15 protein-coding genes are annotated in these 13,820 nt (G+C 61.5%); 9 read left to right on the forward strand and 6 right to left on the reverse strand.

What is annotated here, in order from left to right; translation table 11 throughout:
- Positions 1-441: 441 nt before the first annotated feature.
- Entirely contained in the window at positions 442-2,118 is a 1,677-nt protein-coding gene (fadD, locus tag Q1L50_RS01230) for a long-chain-fatty-acid--CoA ligase FadD (protein WP_300335304.1), read from the reverse strand.
- 469 nt (positions 2,119-2,587) lie between these two features.
- Positions 2,588-2,911 carry a ferredoxin FdxA gene (fdxA, locus tag Q1L50_RS01235; RefSeq protein ID WP_300335367.1) on the reverse strand — a complete coding sequence of 108 codons (324 nt, stop codon included), beginning with the start codon at positions 2,909-2,911 and terminating at the stop codon, positions 2,588-2,590.
- A gap of 200 nt (positions 2,912-3,111) precedes the next feature.
- Between fdxA and trxA the strand changes: the two genes are divergently transcribed.
- From trxA to Q1L50_RS01255, 4 genes are all read left to right on the forward strand, one after another.
- Positions 3,112-3,438, forward strand: a complete 327-nt coding sequence (gene trxA / locus Q1L50_RS01240; protein ID WP_300335305.1) for a thioredoxin TrxA — start codon at positions 3,112-3,114, stop codon at positions 3,436-3,438.
- A gap of 214 nt (positions 3,439-3,652) precedes the next feature.
- The gene (gene rho, locus Q1L50_RS01245; protein WP_300335307.1) at positions 3,653-4,909 is read left to right on the forward strand and encodes a transcription termination factor Rho; all 1,257 of its coding nucleotides are present in this window, start codon (positions 3,653-3,655) and stop codon (positions 4,907-4,909) included.
- Between the two features lie 123 nt (positions 4,910-5,032).
- Positions 5,033-5,248 (forward strand): 50S ribosomal protein L31, encoded by a 216-nt coding sequence (gene rpmE / locus Q1L50_RS01250; protein WP_300335308.1) that lies wholly within the window; start codon positions 5,033-5,035, stop codon positions 5,246-5,248.
- Positions 5,249-5,351: 103 nt separating this feature from the next.
- Positions 5,352-6,989: a glycosyltransferase family 39 protein gene (locus tag Q1L50_RS01255; RefSeq protein WP_300335309.1), complete on the forward strand. Its 1,638-nt coding sequence runs from the start codon at positions 5,352-5,354 to the stop codon at positions 6,987-6,989.
- 38 nt (positions 6,990-7,027) lie between these two features.
- Here the strand turns inward: Q1L50_RS01255 and orn are convergent, their stop codons facing one another.
- A complete protein-coding gene (gene orn, locus Q1L50_RS01260) occupies positions 7,028-7,573 on the reverse strand; it encodes an oligoribonuclease (protein ID WP_300335310.1) in 546 nt (181 codons plus the stop codon).
- 44 nt (positions 7,574-7,617) lie between these two features.
- On the opposite strand from orn, the gene Q1L50_RS01265 reads away from it, so the two are divergent.
- The 4 genes from Q1L50_RS01265 to Q1L50_RS01280 are packed head-to-tail and all read left to right on the forward strand — an operon-like array spanning position 7,618 to position 10,395.
- Complete coding sequence (locus tag Q1L50_RS01265) at positions 7,618-8,856, forward strand: M48 family metallopeptidase (RefSeq protein ID WP_300335312.1); 1,239 nt, start codon at positions 7,618-7,620, stop codon at positions 8,854-8,856.
- 26 nt (positions 8,857-8,882) lie between these two features.
- Positions 8,883-9,227 carry a 4a-hydroxytetrahydrobiopterin dehydratase gene (locus Q1L50_RS01270; RefSeq protein ID WP_300335313.1) on the forward strand — a complete coding sequence of 115 codons (345 nt, stop codon included), beginning with the start codon at positions 8,883-8,885 and terminating at the stop codon, positions 9,225-9,227.
- A gap of 50 nt (positions 9,228-9,277) precedes the next feature.
- Positions 9,278-10,099 carry a ribosome small subunit-dependent GTPase A gene (rsgA, locus tag Q1L50_RS01275; protein WP_300335315.1) on the forward strand — a complete coding sequence of 274 codons (822 nt, stop codon included), beginning with the start codon at positions 9,278-9,280 and terminating at the stop codon, positions 10,097-10,099.
- Positions 10,100-10,116: 17 nt separating this feature from the next.
- Complete coding sequence (locus Q1L50_RS01280) at positions 10,117-10,395, forward strand: polyhydroxyalkanoic acid system family protein (RefSeq protein WP_300335316.1); 279 nt, start codon at positions 10,117-10,119, stop codon at positions 10,393-10,395.
- Positions 10,396-10,429: 34 nt separating this feature from the next.
- Here Q1L50_RS01280 and Q1L50_RS01285 read toward each other — a convergent pair whose 3' ends face one another.
- Entirely contained in the window at positions 10,430-10,690 is a 261-nt protein-coding gene (locus Q1L50_RS01285; RefSeq protein WP_300335317.1) for an acyl-CoA-binding protein, read from the reverse strand.
- A gap of 96 nt (positions 10,691-10,786) precedes the next feature.
- Here Q1L50_RS01285 and Q1L50_RS01290 point away from each other — a divergent pair, with 96 nt between their 5' ends.
- Positions 10,787-12,259, forward strand: coding sequence for a wax ester/triacylglycerol synthase family O-acyltransferase (locus tag Q1L50_RS01290; protein ID WP_300335319.1), 1,473 nt, complete (start codon positions 10,787-10,789; stop codon positions 12,257-12,259).
- A gap of 47 nt (positions 12,260-12,306) precedes the next feature.
- Here Q1L50_RS01290 and Q1L50_RS01295 read toward each other — a convergent pair whose 3' ends face one another.
- Together Q1L50_RS01295 and Q1L50_RS01300 are read right to left on the reverse strand one after the other, a co-directional pair.
- Positions 12,307-13,080, reverse strand: a complete 774-nt coding sequence (locus tag Q1L50_RS01295; RefSeq protein ID WP_300335320.1) for a hypothetical protein — start codon at positions 13,078-13,080, stop codon at positions 12,307-12,309.
- A gap of 55 nt (positions 13,081-13,135) precedes the next feature.
- Positions 13,136-13,777, reverse strand: a complete 642-nt coding sequence (locus Q1L50_RS01300) for a TetR/AcrR family transcriptional regulator (protein ID WP_300335369.1) — start codon at positions 13,775-13,777, stop codon at positions 13,136-13,138.
- Positions 13,778-13,820: the final 43 nt, after the last annotated feature.

Below are 13,820 nucleotides of genomic sequence, written 5' to 3' on the forward strand. Positions count from 1 at the left end.
GGAGGCTTCAGCCGCTTCGTTACCTCCACGACTGCTCCAGTTGCTACCGGCCGGAGCGAAAGTCGCCGGGCGGGATTCGCACCCGCTGGAAAACAGCGCCTTAGCACGGCGCACAGGAAAATAGGATCAAGTGCCAGAGATTCGCTCGCCTTCAGGAGGGTGTTCTTTCACGGTAATGTCTATGAACAGCAAATGGCAGAGAAACAACCTAGCCCGGTGTCCGAAATTACTTGACCACTACGGAAACGCACGACCCCGTGTTACGACGACGCCGCTTCCTCATGCAACCGGGGGCGTACAGACAATTCCCCAGGCGGGACTTCAACCCGCCAGACTTACTGTTTAACGGTCCGGCTCGCCATTTCCTGGGACCGCCGAGGAGCGCACAGAACCGCCGCCCCGCCCGGCCCTGGCGGGCAGCATCTGCCCCTCGCGCCGCTCTCAGGCCTTCTTCAACGCCTCATCGCGCAGTTCACGACGCAGAATCTTGCCGACGTTGGTCTTCGGCAACTCGGCACGGAACTCGACCTGACCCGGCACCTTGTAGCCGGTCAGGTGCTCCCGGCAATGGGCGATCAGGACCTCGGCGGTGAGCGCCTGATCCTTCTTGACCACGAAGATCTTGACGGCCTCACCGGATTTTTCATGTGGTACGCCGACCGCGGCCACTTCCAGGACGCCCGGATGCTGTGCGACGACATCCTCGACCTCGTTCGGGTACACGTTGAAGCCGGACACCAGAATCATGTCCTTCTTGCGATCGACGATGCGGACGAAGCCCTTGTCGTCCATGACCGCAACGTCACCGGTAAGCAAGAAGCCGTCGGGCATGATCACCTTGGCCGTTTCTTCGGGCCGATTGTAGTAACCCTTCATCACCTGCGGACCGCGTACGCACAGTTCACCCCGCTCACCCAGAGGAACATCGGCCCCCGCGTCGTTGCGAATCGCCACTTCCGTCGACGACACGGGTAAGCCGATCGAACCGTTGTACTCGGGAATGTCGAGCGGATTGATGGTCGCCGCCGGCGACGTTTCGGTCAGACCGTAAGCCTCGATCAGAGGTTTGCCGGTCACCTGCTTCCACTTCTCGGCGACCGCTTTCTGTACTGCCATCCCACCACCAAGGGTAACCTTCAGCTTGCCGAAGTCGAGCGCACAAAAGGCGTCATTGTTGAGCATTGCATTGAACAGCGTGTTGACACCGGTAATCACCGTGAACGGATACTTTGTCAACTCAGCGACAAACCCCGGAATGTCGCGCGGATTGGTAATCAGCAAGTTGCTGGCGCCAACCTTGAAAAAGGTGAAGCAGTTCGCCGTCAAGGCAAAGATGTGGTACAACGGCAATGCTGTGACCACCAGGTGCTGCTCCTTGCCCAGCGCCGGCCTGATCCAGGCGTGCGCCTGCGCCAAGTTTGCCAGGATATTGCGGTGGGTGAGCATGGCGCCCTTTGAAACGCCGGTCGTCCCGCCCGTGTATTGCAGAAACGCGAGATCCTCCTGGCTAACCGCAACGGACTTCAGCTCGGCCGATGCGCCCTTGGCGAGAGCGGCCCGGAAATCGACCGCGCGCGGCAGACTCCACGCCGAGATCATCTTCTTGACGTACTTGACGACAAAATTGACGACCGCACCTTTCGGGAAGCCAAGCATGTCGCCAAGTCGAGCGAGCACGATATGCTTGACCGGGGTCCTGGCCACCACCTGTTCGAGCGTGAACGCGAAGTTTTCGAGGATGATGATCACTTCGGCACCCGAATCCTTGAGTTGGTGCTCCAACTCACGTGGTGTGTAAAGCGGGTTAACGTTCACCACCACATACCCTGCGCGCAAGGCGCCGAAGATACAAATCGGGTACTGCAGGACATTCGGCATCATCAGCGCCACCCGCGCCCCCTGCGGCAGCTTGATGACCGATTGCAGGTACGCCGCGAAATCACGCGACAGCTTGTCGAGTTCCCCGTAGGTAAGTTCCACGCCCATGTTGATATAGGCCACGCGGTCGCGGTACTGTGCAACACTCTGTTCGAAGAGTTCGCCGAGCGACTGGAAGTCGCTTAGGTCAACCTCGGCGGGCACACCCTCCTGATAGCTCTTGAGCCATATCTTCTCCACCTGCTCTCCTCCTGAGTCACTCGGTATGTATGGACCTACGTACGTAAGGCGACACCGCCGATCGGTTTGCGGCATCCCGGGTTGATCCCTGCCAGACAAGCACCCTACGCCTTGCACTACCAGTCTAATTCTAATGGATTTTTGCGCTTAGTTCCCTTTTCCACCCCGGGCCAGCCGACGAGCGTCCTGGCAACCGCCGTCCGGGAAGTGGCGGACAAGATGGAGGCGCCCCGCCCTGTTCCCCGAGGCCATGCGCCGATCGCCAGCGCCCTGCCTGACGTGGCGACAAATGTCTCGGCACGCGGAATGCGCGCAGCGCACGCTCCCGTCGCCATCAGATTGCCCAGGGAACGTGCAACCTATCAAGAGCTCACTACTCACCGCAGCGCTGCCGGGTGCTCCCCATGAAGCCACGAGGCGCCTACGTGCCGGCCCAGCCCGCGCGCACAGGCGGCGGCAAGTGCCCTGCTCACCGCTCCAGATATTTCAGCTTGTCGGGCTTGTTGTTCCACTCGTCGGCATCGACCGGCGGTTCCTTGCGCTCGGCGATCGTCGGCCAGATCTTGGCCAGCTCGGCGTTGAGTGGAATGAAGGCGCGCTGCGAGTCCGGCACGTCGTCCTCGGCAAAAATGGCCTCTGCCGGGCACTCCGGAACGCACAGAGTGCAATCAATGCACTCGTCAGGATCGATTACCAGGCAATTCGGGCCTTCGCGGAAGCAGTCAACGGGACAGACATCGACACAGTCCGTGAATTTACACTTGATGCAGTTCTCAGTGACGACGTAGGTCATTGTCTGGATTCTTGAAATTGAGACGCGAAACACTATAGCGTACTTGCCGGTGCCGAGACAGCCGGCGGCTTCCCTTCGAAGGATTTTTTCGCTAGCATTGCGTGACTGGCTGACCGACCGCGCTGGAGGCTCGATCCGGAAGGCCACTCCACCCGCTGCCGTTACGCACTCCACCCAAGTCCCCCGCACGAGGCTTCTCAATGAGCGAACACATCCACCACGTTTCGGACGCCAGCTTCAGCGCCGAAGTACTGCAATCGGAGCAACCGGTTCTGGTTGATTACTGGGCCGAATGGTGCGGTCCATGCAAAATGATTGCACCCCTCCTGGACGACATCGCCAATGACTACGCCGGGCGTCTGACGGTGGTAAAGCTGAACATCGATGACAATCAGAAGACGCCTGCCAGCTATGGCATCCGTGGCATCCCGACGTTGATGATCTTCAAGAATGGCCAGGTGCAAGCCACCAAAGTCGGCGCCCTGTCCAAACTGCAGCTGACCACGTTCATTGACAACAACCTCTGAAGTCGATACCCTGAACCTGAAGGTTGGGGCAGCATCTGGCCGATAGCAGGTCACGAAGCCGCGCAGAACCTTCAGGTCTCCTCCTCCCTATAGCAACTCCGCGACTCCCGCCCGCCGGCCCCCGCCGCAGTTCGCCCAGCACGCGCTTCGTTCGCGGCAGCGCGCGGCGCTCTTGCTTGTTCCCTCCTGTTTCCCCCTTCTCCGTCTCCAACACATGCATCTATCCGAACTCAAAGCACTCCACGTAAGCCAACTTCTTGACATGGCGATCACCAACAACGTCGAAGGCGCCAACCGCCTGCGCAAGCATGAACTGATCTTCGCCCTGCTCAAGAACCAGGCCCGGAAAGGCGAAAGCATCTTCGGCGACGGCACGCTCGAAACGCTCTCCGATGGTTTCGGCTTTCTGCGCTCGCCTGACACCTCGTATCTCGCCAGCACGGACGACATCTACGTCAGCCCAAGTCAGATAAGGCGCTTCAACCTGCATACCGGCGACACCATTGAGGGCGAAATCCGCACGCCGAAAGAAGGCGAACGCTATTTTGCGCTGGTCAAGGTCGACAAGATCAACGGTGAAGCACCAGAGGCATCGAAGAACAAGATTCTCTTCGAGAACCTGACGCCTCTGCACCCCGCCGAACACCTGAAACTCGAACGCGACATCCGCGGTGAGGAGAACATCACCAGCAGAATCGTCGACATCATCGCGCCCATCGGCAAAGGTCAGCGCGGCCTGCTTGTTGCCAGTCCGAAAAGTGGCAAGACGATCATGATGCAGCACATCGCGCATGCAATTACGACCAACCATCCGGATGTCACTCTGATCGTGCTGCTGATCGACGAGCGTCCGGAGGAGGTCACCGAAATGACCCGCTCGGTCCGCGGAGAAGTCGTCGCATCGACTTTTGACGAGCCGGCAACACGCCACGTGCAGGTCGCCGAAATGGTTATCGAAAAGGCCAAGCGGCTGATCGAACATAAGCGGGACGTGGTCATCCTGCTCGATTCGATTACTCGCCTGGCGCGGGCGTACAACACCGTTCAGCCGGCATCCGGCAAAGTATTGACCGGCGGCGTCGATGCCAATGCCCTGCAGAAGCCAAAACGCTTCTTCGGAGCCGCACGCAACATCGAGGAAGGCGGTTCCCTGACGATCATTGCCACCGCGTTGATCGACACCGGCAGCCGCATGGACGACGTTATCTACGAGGAGTTCAAGGGCACGGGAAACATGGAAATCCACCTTGATCGCCGGATGGCCGAGAAACGCGTCTATCCGGCGATCAACGTCAATCGCTCGGGCACCCGCCGCGAAGAACTCCTGCTCAAGCCGGATGTCCTCCAGAAAATGTGGGTCCTGCGCAAATTGCTGTACAACATGGACGATCTCGAAGCGATGGAGTTCCTACTCGACAAGATCAAGGCGACCAAGAACAATGGTGAGTTCTTCGACTCGATGCGTCGCTGATCACCAGCGCATTGCAGAGCATCGAAAAATCACCGATAATCCACGTCTTTCCGAAGAGCCTCAAGTCCCGGTCGCCGCCCCTGGCGAGGGACTTATCGATTTTACATACAGGAAATGCACCAGATGAAAGCCAACATCCATCCTGCCTACAACGAAATTGCGGTGACCTGTTCCTGCGGCAACGCCTTTGCCACCAAATCAACGATGAAGAAACCCTTGCACGTCGAGGTTTGCGCGGCCTGTCACCCTTTCTACACCGGCAAGCAGAAGATCATCGATACCGCTGGCCGCGTCGAGAAGTTCAACCAGAAGTACGGCGCAATGCGCAAGTCGGCTTAGGCCGGCCCGCGAGGTCGACTGGAGTCGGCAAAAAAAGGCAGCCGCATGGCTGCCTTTTTCATTTCCGTCAGCGCACGAAAATGGTGTGAGGACCAGTCTCTAGATGCCAGTACAGCCGGAACACACGCGCTTCAAGGGGATCGCTCTGCCGCCTAACGGCTGGGCACTCGCGGTCCTGCTCGTCCTCTACATCTTCACCGGACTGATCGGCCACGACCCGTGGAAAAACGACGATGCCGTGACCATTGGCGTGGTGCACGACCTGGTCATCAACGGTCAGTGGTTGACCCCAAGCCTGGCTGGCCGCCCCTATCCCGACGCACCGCTGCACTATTGGGTTGCAGCCACCAGCAGCCACCTGTTCGCCTGGATCCTGCCGGTACACGAGGCCGCACGACTAGCCAACGGCATTTTCACGTTGCTCGCGCTGGCCTTTATTTACTTCGCCGCACGCCAACTGCACGGCCGCGAACAAGCGCCGGCGGCCCCACTGCTGCTAGCCGGCAGCATCGGCTTCCTGTTTCACGCGCACGAGGCGCAGCCGATGTTGGCCACGCTTACCGCACACACCGCCGCCTACTGGGGACTCAGCCAGTTCGAGAGTCGGCCGCTACCTGGCGCGTGCTGTTTCGGGTCGGCACTGGGGCTCGGGTTCCTTGCCAACGGTCTGGCGCCAATGCTCCCGCTCTTGCCGGTCGCCGCCTTTGTCGTCTGGCGCTCGGAAAATCGCCAGCGATCAGCGCTCCTGCTGCTCGCCTCCCTGCTCCTTGCCACCATGATCGCGGGCGCATGGCTGGCGGCCCTGCTCGCCAGGTCACCCGATTACCTGACGGATTTCTGGCAACTCGAGTTGACCCAGCTCAGTGGCAACGCACAAGCGGGACTCAGCTTGCTGAACTTCGCCACCCTGCTGCCCTGGTACGCTTGGCCGGCCTTCCCGCTGGCCGGATGGACGCTCTGGGTGAAGCGAAGACAACTGCGCTCAACCCAACTGGCCCTGCCGATTGTCGCTTTTCTGGTCACCCTGGTGGTGATCAGCGTCTGCCTAGGAGCGCGCAGCGCGCCAGCATTGCTGCTCTTGCCGCCGCTGGTTCTGCTGGCCGTGCCAGGGGTCACCTCTCTTCGGCGCGGTGCAGCAAACGCCTTCGACTGGTTCAGCATGATCACCTTCAGCTTTTTTGCCGTGCTGGCGTGGGTTGGCTGGTCGGCGATGGTATTCGCCTGGCCAGAGCGCCTCGCCCGGCAGGTCAATCGACTGGAACCGGGGTTTGTCGGTCAGTTCAGCTGGTTCAGTGCCAGCTTCGCTGTGCTGGCGACGCTCGTCTGGTGCTGGCTGATTGTCACCAGCCCGCGCTCGCCAATGCGCGGAATCATGCACTGGATGGCCGGCCTGACCCTGTTCTGGCTATTGATCGCGATGCTCTGGATGCCGTGGATCGACTACGGAAAGACCTACCGTCCGATGTCTGCATCGCTGGCCAAAGCGCTGCCCGAGAAGCGCGGCTGCATCGCCGGCGTCAACCTCGCCGATTCGCTGCTCGCCTCGCTCGACTATTTCGACGGAATACGCACGGTTTCGCCAGAATCGCCCGAGGGCAAGGACTGCGCCATGCTGCTGATCCACGGCTCGCCGAGGACTGGCAACTGGCACAAGATATGGGAGGGCGGACGTCCCGGCGAGCGCCGCGACTCCGAAAAGCTTCGCCTCTACCGGCGTGAGGCAGGCCGCAGCGGCCATTGAGCGGGCATCCCGGACAAGCTTCTTCGGCAATGACCTTGTCAGAGCCTGATGAAGTGCTCACGATAGTAGGCCAACTCGGCGATCGACTCGCGGATGTCGGCCAGCGCGGTGTGGTCGGAGCGCTTGACGAAGCCCTTCGCCACCTCCGGCTTCCAGCGCCTGCAGAGCTCCTTCAGGGTGCTGACGTCCAGGTTGCGGTAGTGAAACCAGGCCTCGAGCTGCGGCATGTATTTCACCATGAAGCGCCGATCCTGCCCGATCGAGTTGCCACACATCGGACTGGCCGCCTGCGGCACGTAGGCCTGCATGAAAGCCAGCGCCTCCGCTTCGGCAGCCGCCTGCTCCAGCGTGGACGCCCGCACCCGATCAATCAGGCCAGACCGCCCGTGCGTTTTCCGGTTCCACTCGTCCATCGCGTCCAGGCAGGCATCATCCTGATGCACCACCCACGCCGGCGATTCGGCAATCGTCGTCAATTGGCTGTCGGTAACGATCATTGCCAGCTCGATGATCCGGTCACGCTCAGGTTCGAGACCGCTCATCTCCATGTCCAGCCAAACGAGGTGATTTGCATCCTGTGCCATATAATCCGCCTGAACCCTTGAAAACAACATTGTGTCACACTCGCATGTCCGATACTTTCTCCCTCGTTTTTGTTGCCGCATTGATGTCGATGTCCGCCTTGCGCCTGTGGCTGGCAGGGCGGCAGATTTCGCATGTCATCGCGCGTCGGGCGAAGGTACCAGCAGCCTTCGCCGGCCGTATCGAGCTCGCCGCGCACCAGAAGGCTGCTGACTACACGGTGGCGCGTACTCGTCTGGGCCGCCTGGGCCTGGCCGTGGAGGTGACGATTCTGCTCGCTTTCACTCTGGGTGGCGGCCTTCAGGCCTTGCATGACTTCTGGTCGGTGCGCGTGGACGGCCTGCTTTACGGCGTCGTGCTGATCTTCAGCGTGCTGGCGATTTCCGCTGTCGTTGATCTGCCGCTGGCGCTCTACCGTCAGTTTGTCGTCGAAGAACGATTCGGCTTCAACCGCATGAGCGTACAGCTCTTTGTCGTCGACCTCTTGAAGCAGACAGCGCTCGCCGTCGCCATCGGCACGCCGGTGCTGCTCGCAATGCTCTGGCTGATGGCGAGCATGGGCGAGCTGTGGTGGCTCTACGTCTGGCTGTTCTGGTGCGCCTTCAATCTGCTCCTGCTGTTCCTCTACCCGACCTGGATCGCGCCGCTGTTCAACAAATTCATCGCGCTCGACGACGCGCAGCTCAGGGCGCGCGTCGAAGCGCTGCTGACACGCTGTGGCTTCACCAGCTCGGGCCTGTTCGTGATGGACGGTTCCAGACGGTCGGGCCACGGCAACGCCTATTTCACGGGCTTTGGCAGGACGAAACGTATTGTTTTTTTCGACACCTTGCTAGGTCGCCTGCAGGCGGTCGAGGTGGAAGCCGTGCTCGCCCACGAACTAGGTCACTTCAAGCACCGGCACGTGCTCAAGCGGGTCGCGCTGCTCTTCGCGATGTCACTCGCCTTTCTCGCCGTCCTTGGCCAGCTGATCGACGCCAAGTGGTTCTACAATGGTCTCGGTGTCGACACCAGCAACACGGCGCTCGGGTTGCTCCTGTTCTTCCTCGCCGGACCGGTGTTCACCTTCCTGCTGACGCCGCTGCTGAGTCTGCTCTCTCGCCGCGACGAATTTGAAGCGGACCGCTACGCGGCGGCGAACAGTTCGGCCAGCGATCTCGTTGCAGCGCTGGTCAAGTTGTACGAGGACAACGCCGCAACCTTGACCCCCGATCCATTGCACTCGCTGTTCTACGATTCTCATCCACCCGCCGCGCTACGCATTGCCCGCCTGCAGGAGGCGTGACCAGACCGTCACCGGAGACCCCCGCCATGACTACCGCCGAGGAACTTGCCCTCGAACATTGCCGCCCCTTGCGCGGCAGCGAACACTTGCTTGATCTGGCGCAGGCATCTGCGTTGCACGCCTGCCTGCCCGCCGACTGGACGATTGCCGAAAGCGGCGTCCTGCAAAAGGACTTTTCCTTCGCCAGTTACCCGGCGACGCTGCTGTTCGTCAACACCGTCGCCGGGCTCGCTGAACGCGAAAACCATCACCCTGATCTGGCAGTCGGCTACGGCCGGGTCCGGGTCAGTTACTGCACGCACGACGTCGGCGGCCTGTCGCGCAACGATTTCGTCAGCGCGGCAAAGATCGAGGCACTGACACGGATCTGAACCGCACGGGCACCGTCGTCGCGGCCTACGGACGGCAATACCGGGTCGAATTGGCCAATGGCGCGACGCTGCTTTGCTTTCCGCGCGGCAAGAAGAGCGAACTGGCCTGCGGCGACCAGGTCACGGTCCAGCAAACCAGCGCCGCGCAGGGCGTGATCGGCGTGGTGGCAGCGCGGCAAACGCTGCTCTTTCGTTCGGACCAGTTCAGGCAGAAGCTGATTGCCGCGAACGTAACGCAGGTAATCGTCGTGGTCGCCACTGAACCGCCGTTTTCCGACGAACTCGTCACACGCTGTGTCGTCGCCGCGGAAAGCCAGGACATCAGGGTGCTGATTGTGCTCAACAAGTGCGATCTGAGCGATCGACTGGCGGCAGCCAGCAGCATGCTGGTGCAGTACGAGAAGCTCGGCTACCCCGTCGTCAAGCTCTGCGCGCGCGACAACAGCGCGCTCCTGTTGCCGTATCTTGCCGGTCATCTCAGTCTACTGATCGGCCAGTCCGGAATGGGCAAGTCAACCCTGATCAACGCCCTGATCCCCGGCGCCAGAGCGCCAACCAGAGAGATCTCGCAGGCTCTCAACACCGGCAAGCACACCACGACGCACGCCAGGCTCTATCGCCTCGACAGCGCCGCCAGCGCCGCGGCAATCATCGACTCGCCGGGACTGACCGAGTTTGGCCTGCATCACCTGTCGACCGAAGACCTCGCTCTGGCCTTTCTCGAACTGCGGCCGCTGCTCGGCCAGTGCCGCTTCCGCAACTGCCGGCACGATCGGGAACCCGACTGCAGCGTCCATGCGGCGCTCCGGAACGGCGACATCGACCCGCGCCGCTACGCCGCGTTTCGCTCACTTTGTGGCGAAATCGCCTAAACCGACAGGATCCTTCGATGAGCGACATCAGCATTCGCCGCCAGCATGGCAAGACCCGTGCCGAGGCCCGCGCCTCCGCCGAACACATGGCTTCCGAACTGAAGGACGAGTTCGACCTGAACTACGCCTGGGAAGGCGACGTTATGAACTTCAGGCGCCCGGGGGTCACCGGCGAACTGTCGCTCGACAACCAGGAGGTCGCGCTGAACATTCGTCTCGGATTGCTGCTCTTCGCACTCAAACCGAGCATCGAGCGCGAAGTCCTCAAGTTCTTCGACGAGAACTTTCCGGCCTGAGAGGGCCGGCGCGAGAAACCGGCACGCGCGGGTTTCAATGCGCTTTCAGACGTTCGATCAGCGCCACGTACCGGGTCATCGCTGCAGCCGGCGCAGTGCCTTTGATCGCGGCCCAGGCGTCATACTTGGCGCGCCCGACCAGATCCGTAAACCCCGGACGCCGGCCCTCGACGTCGCCGTCGCTGGCCTGCTTGTAGAGTGCGTAGAGCTGCAGCAACGTGGCATTGTCCGGACGCTCGGCCAGATCCTTCGAACTGGCCACGGCGGCCTCGAACTGGGATTGCAGGTCACTCACGCTGATTCCTCCGGTTGATGATCTGATGAAATGGCTTGCTATTATATGGGTTTGCCACTTTGTACGGGCTTGCCATTTGCCTGGGGAGCATAGGCGATGACTTCGCGCCAAAGAGTTTCCCACGTCGACACCGCCTGGCTGCGCATGGACCGGCCCGAGAACCTGATGCAGATCGTCGGCGTGATGATCTTCGCCGGCCGGATCGACGCCGAGCGTTTCAAACGTACGGTCGCCCGACGCCTGCTGCGCTACCGCCGCTTCCAGCAGATCGCGGTGCACGACACCGACGGTGCGTGGTGGGTCGATGACCCGGACTTCGACATCGACATCCACGTCCGCCACTCGTTGCTGCCCGCCCCCTGCGGCCAGCACCAGCTGCAAAAGTTCGTTGCCGAGGCGGCCAGTGCGCCGCTCAACCCGGCGCGGCCGCGCTGGGAGTTCAATCTCGTGGAACTGGCCGACGGAAACTCGGCGCTGGTCGTTCGCATCCATCACGCGATTGCCGACGGCATCGCCCTCATCGGCGTCATGAACTCGCTGACCGACGAGCGCATCGATGCCCCGGAGGACGGAGACCCGCGGCCGACCAGGCACGCCGCCGCGGCAGAACTCACCGAGCAAGGCAACGCTTTCTGGCACTTGATTCTTGAACCGCTTACCGGCCTTGCGCAGACCGCGATCAGCGTCGGCGGCAATCTTTGGGGGCAATACCTCGGTCTGCGCAGCGCGCCGGGGACAATCGGTGACTACGCGCGCGTCGCTCACGCGGTCGCCCAGGAGGTCGGCAAACTCGCGCTACTACCGGCCGACAGCACGACGCGCTTCAAGGGCAAGCCCTGCACCGTCAAGCGCGTGGCCTGGTCCACACCGATCTCGCTGGCCGAAATCAAGGCCTGCGGTCAGGCGCTTGGGTGCACGGTGAACGACACGCTGCTGTCCGCTGTCGCCGGCGCCCTGCGCGCTTACCTGGTGGCCAAAGGCGACCCTGTTGCGGCTGCCGAGATTCGCGTCATGGTCCCGGTCAATCTGCGCGCGCGCGGGGAGGTTGACGACCTCGGTAACCGCTTCGGACTGGTCGCCCTCGAATTGCCGATCGGCATCGAGAACCCGCTGGCCCGGCTGCATGCCACGCGTGCGCGGATGGAAACCGTGAAGGGGTCTTATCAGGCGATGCTGACCTTTGCGCTGCTCGGCGCGGCAGGCATGGCGCCTAGCTTCGTCGAGGAGCAACTGCTCAAGCTGCTGGCCGGCAAGACGACCGCGGTGATGACCAATGTTCCCGGCCCGCAACAGGCGCGCTACTTCGCCGGCAGCAAGATTGAGCAGCAGCTGGTCTGGGTTCCACAGACAGGCGACATCGGCCTGGGGGTGAGCATCCTCTCGTACAACGGTCGGGTCCAATTCGGGGTAATCACCGACAAGGGGATGGTTGACGATCCACAGAACATCGTCGAGCGCTTTGCCGGCGAGTTCGAGAAGCTCCTGTGGATGACGCTGCTGCTACCCGCTGATCTCCTGGTCGACCCGGCAGCCGTCGAAGGACACCTGGCCAGCCTCGCCAGCCGCTGATCGGCAGCGGCGAGTCCGGCGCCATTCCATGCCCCGTCGGGGGGCTTTCAATCGGCCAGTTCGGCCTTTGCCACCTCGACGTCAAGACGCTCCATGGCGTCCATCGGCACGCAGTCGGCGGCCTCCTGGTACAGGCGCTCGGCATCCTTCATCCTGGACTTGCCGAACATCATCACCAGCGCATTCGCATACTCGACGCGACTGATCGCCGAATCGGGGTTAAGCTTGAGGGCCGCTTCAAGCAACTCGTTGCCGGTAGTCTTCTTGGCTCCATAGGTGAGCCCGCCAACCAGCACCCCCACCTTGTCGATGACCTCGGCGTGGTAGGCCCCAAGAGCGACCAGTGCGTCGGCGTGCCCGGGCTGGATTTCCAGGGCCCGCGTCAGGCTATGTTTGATCTTGCCGCCCAGGCCCTGCGCCAGCGCCTTGACCACCGAGATGCTCTGGCTATAGCGACCCAGCGCATAGGCATGGAGATACCAGGCATTGGCGTCGTCAGGCATCTGTTCCTGCTGCTCTTCGCAACGCTGCGCAACTTCCACCAACAGGCTGCGCTTTCGCTCGTCATCGGATTCCAGGTAGTTCGCGTAAATCGCAGCAGCCTTGTTGGCCGCGTTGTAAGCCGCCATGCCGCAAGCCAGACCGGCGTCGACGGCCTTGCCGAAATCCCCCGCGTGATAGCTGCGCCATGCCTCCTGCACCGTGGGATCTTCGGGAAACGGCTCACAGTCGCCGCGATGCAAGCGCGCCCAGTTTTGTTGCAACGCGGCGCCGGGATAGACGTACGCGGCGTCAGGATAGGGAAACCGCTTCCATGCCATGATCATTCTCCAGATGGGTAAAGCACTGCCGGCAAACGCAAAGCAGTCGCTACCGTCAAACGTACTCGCGTGACAGCTTTTCGAGCAGGCCTCTCGATTCATCGAGCAGAAAAGGTGAAACCATCGCCATGACCTGGTACACACCGCGCCCGATGCGACCACTCTCGACTTTTCCTCGCGGGTCGCAAGCGTACTCAAAAGACAGCCAGTAGCTGGCGATCACCGTCATGTTGGTGGCCAGGGCCCGCAATTCATCGGTCGTTGCCCGCATGGCGCCGGTCGACACCAGTCCCTCGCAGAGCTTCGTAGCGGTGTGCACCTTGTGCGCCATGATCTGCTTGAAGTGGATCTCGAGGACACGATTGCGGGTCAGCAGATCGTTCAGGTCGCGGTAGAAAAAACGATACTTCCAGATCTGTTCGAAGAGCAGGTGCAAGAACAGCCAGATGTCTTCGACGTCGGCCAGTCGGCGTGTCGGCGCGGCAAGCGTTTCCTCGATCTCCCGCTCGAAGACGGTGAAAATCGCCTCGAGGATCTCGTCCTTGTTGTGGAAGTGGTAATAGAGGTTGCCCGGACTGATGTTCATCTCGTCCGAAATGACCGTGGTCGTCACGTTCGGCTCGCCGAAGTCGTTAAACAAGCGCAGGCTGGTCTCGATGATCCTTTCCCGTGTCCGCCGCTTCGGCTTCCGTTCCATCAGCGCCTCGCCGTAATCCTGATTCTGGTCAGCCGCCAGCATA

The organism is Accumulibacter sp. (assembly GCF_029255145.1).
In the GTDB taxonomy this organism is placed as follows: domain Bacteria; phylum Pseudomonadota; class Gammaproteobacteria; order Burkholderiales; family Rhodocyclaceae; genus Accumulibacter.